Origin of the sequence: Microcoleus sp. S13C4 (assembly GCF_036700865.1) — a bacterium.
GTDB lineage: Bacteria > Cyanobacteriota > Cyanobacteriia > Cyanobacteriales > Microcoleaceae > Microcoleus.
This window is the reverse complement of the sequence record NZ_JAUBPS010000064.1, coordinates 28464-31725: the sequence shown is the minus strand read 5'-3', so window position 1 is coordinate 31725 and position 3262 is coordinate 28464. Positions and strand designations below refer to the sequence as shown.

The following is a 3262-nucleotide window of genomic DNA, read 5'->3' as shown; positions in this document are numbered from 1 at the left end:
TCAGGGAAAGCGACTGGTTGTAATACTCTAGCGCTTTCTGTTTTTCTCCCAATTGTGAGTAGACACGACCGATGCTGGTGAGGTTGAGAGCTTCTTTATAGCGATCCCTTACTGCCCGACTCAGGGAAAGCGACTGGTTGTAATACTCTAGCGCTTTCTGTTTTTCTCCCAATTGTGAGTAGACACGACCGATGCTGCTGAGGTTGAGAGCTTCCACAGCGCGAGAGTCACTTGCCCGTGCCAAAAGAAGCGACTGGCTGTAATACTCTAACGCTTTCTGGTTTTCTCCCAAACCTAAGTAGACCGTGCCCATGCTGTTGAGGGTGTAAGCCTCCACATCGCGCTCCCCTACTGCCCGACTGAGAGGAAGGGACTGGCTGTAATACTCTAGCGCTTTCTGTTGTTCTCCCAAACTTAAGTAGAATGCACCGATTTTCATGAGGAGGACAGCTTCTCCACCGCGAGATCCTACTGCCCGGAGGAGAGAAAGGGACTGGGTATAACACTCTAATGTTTTATGTAATTCTCCCAACTCTGAGTAGACCCTGCCGAGCATATTGAGGACAAATCCTTGCATTTCATTGTCGCCTGCTTGCCGATACAGCTTTAATGCTTCTTCCCACTTGGTGCTCGCACCTCTTAAAGCTTCTTCCGTTCCTTGCTGGGACAGTCGAATTGCCTCTCGGCCTAATAATGCTCCTGCAGCAGCGTCGTTACTGTCAATTCGTGCTGTTTGTGCGACTTTACCAACAGGCACGGCTGCTGCAATTGGCTGACTTAATGAACAGCGAATGTAGCGAGTGAAACCGTCACGCCCCTCAACATCAATTGTATTGTTGTTAACTACACGATAACTTCGGTCGCCGACTAGGGGACTATTGGGTCGATAAGTACCTGGCACAAAGCACCCACCAGGGCCACAAAACGAAATTGAGTAGAGACCTTCCCCTGCAGGAGCAATTGCTAACCCAAAGTCATGGGAGCAATCGCCACTTTTCCAGAAACCAGCAAGTGGATGTGATTGCGAAGGAACAGCCAGTTTCTCTGCGTTGCGATTTAGGTCATGGCGGGAAGTGAGGCGAGTTTGTGTAATAGGTGATGTCTGGGCTGGCGTTGGAGTTTGCATATTTGAGGAGACTGCCAAGCACAGTAGACACGCTGTCCATATAGTTTGTTTCATAATTCGTTGAGTATGGCACGCAGGCAAGCTGTGTGCGACGGGCTAACTAAAGGTGTACTTGTAACCTACCCAACATTGGGCGGTTGTACATCCCCGCATCCAATAAAAGAGAAAAAAAAACAACAATAAATAGCACGTTCTAGACGGGGATATCCTATTTCCCAGCCTAGGACGTGGAAGCGTTGCCACTGCATCAGGATATCCATATTTCTTGAGCCAGAGACTAGAACCGTTAAAATTATCAAATAGTTTTAAGCGCGTGACACACGAGTTTAAGTGTCCTCAGCCGGACGGGCAGGCGACTATTTTTACGATGGCCGATTTTTTAAATTGTGACGAAGAAGAAGACAATGGCGGCCAGTCGTAAAAATCCCGCTGGGAGCTTTAGGCGGGGATAGGGTAATTTCTCACTCACTCCAAAACCTTGTTCTAGTTGGGGATACTCTAATTTTCTGAACTCTCAAGTTTTAAGAGCTAGGTTCTTGTTACCAATTACAGATAGACTCTGGCTTGAGAGGACAAGTCTTGGGTGCGCTCGAATTTCTGCTGAGGTAAAGAGCGGTCAGTTTAGTCAAGGATGCTAGCGGTTTAATGTCCTTGATTTGATTGTTGTTGAGGTTGAGATCGGTCAGGTTAGTTAAAGATGCTAGCGGTTTGATGTCGCTGATTTGATTGTTGTGGAGATCGAGTACAGTCAGGTTAGTCAAGAGACATCTCCCAAAAAGCCTGTTAATGTCAGCCAGGATGCTTACCCCACAAGAATTATGGGAGAAGCCTAAAGATGCTAGCGGTTTGATGTCCTTGATTTTATTGTTGTTAAGGTTGAGCCCAGTCAGGTTAGTCAAGGATGCTAGCGGTTTGATGTCACTGATTTTATTGTTGTTAAGGTTGAGCCTAGTCAGGTTAGTCAAGGATGCTAGCGGTTTGATGTCACTGATTTTATTGTTGTCGAGGGAGAGCGAAGTCAGGTTAGTCAAGGGTTCTAGCGGTTCGATATCCCCGATCTGATTGCTGTTGAGGAAGAGGTAATTCAGTTTAGTCAAGGATGCTAGCGGTTCGATATCCCCGATCTGATTGCTGTCGAGGGCGAGGTCATTCAGTTTAGTCAAGGATGCTAGCGGTTTGATGTCGCTGATTTGATTGTTGTCGAGGGAGAGGTAATTCAGTTTAGTCAAGGATGCTAGCGGTTTGATGTCACGAATTAGATTTTTGTCGAGCCAGAAGTAATTCAGTTTAGTCAAGGATGCTAGCGGTTTGATGTCCTTGATTTGATTGTGAGTGAGGGCGAGGTAATTCAGTTTAGTCAAGGATGCTAGCGGTTTAATGTCCTTGATTTGATTGTGGGTGAGGGCGAGGTAATTCAGTTTAGTCAAGGATGCTAGCGGTTTGATGTCGCTGATTTGATTGTTGTCGAGGGAGAGCCAATCCAGGTGAGTCAAAGATGCTAGCGGTTTAATGTCACGGATTTGATTTTTGTCGAGCTTTAGTTTCGTGAGACTCGAAAGTTGTCGAGCAGCCGCCTCGCACTCAGTAGTTCCCGCTTTCTTCAACAACACCTCAACAGTATGTTTAGTTTCAGGACTCAAAGAAGCCTTTTTATAACACCAATTAGCAAATGTCCGTTCACTATCGCCCCGTTGTTTCTGCACGAGCCATGAGAAAGGTTCATTTCCACTAATTTGCGACTTACCAAATATTCCCAGTAACAGAATGCTGGCCAATCCTATCGAAGTCAATCTCATTAATTGGTGCTGATTCATTAGCATCTCCTAAAATGTGGTAGATGTCAAAAGTAAAGATATCGCCAACACTTTAGCTGACTTTAGCCCGACGTTCTTGAAACCGTGGTACAAACCCTTGGCATTGACAGAAAGTGTTTGGTTCATGGCTTTTATCTTAAATAGCTTATGATGTAAGCTGTTCCAACATGAGCTCAGCATACCCATTTTTCTACTCCAAATTACACCACTCAAGATGTGAAAGAGATTGTTTGGTTTATGGCTTTTATCCTAAATAGCTTATGGTGTAAGCTGTTCCAACATGAGTTCAGCATACCCATTTTTTCCACTACAAATTACACCA

2 protein-coding genes are annotated in these 3262 nt (G+C 45.5%); both read right to left on the bottom strand.

Features of this window, described 5'->3' with window-relative positions:
• Positions 1-1126, bottom strand: a 1126-nt coding sequence (locus QT996_RS22460; RefSeq protein ID WP_333049064.1) for a tetratricopeptide repeat protein, incomplete at its 3' end; no start/stop codon positions are given.
• Positions 1127-1665: 539 nt separating this feature from the next.
• Positions 1666-2940 carry a leucine-rich repeat domain-containing protein gene (locus tag QT996_RS22455; protein WP_333049061.1) on the bottom strand — a complete coding sequence of 425 codons (1275 nt, stop codon included), beginning with the start codon at positions 2938-2940 and terminating at the stop codon, positions 1666-1668.
• Between the last annotated feature and the right edge of the window lie 322 nt (positions 2941-3262).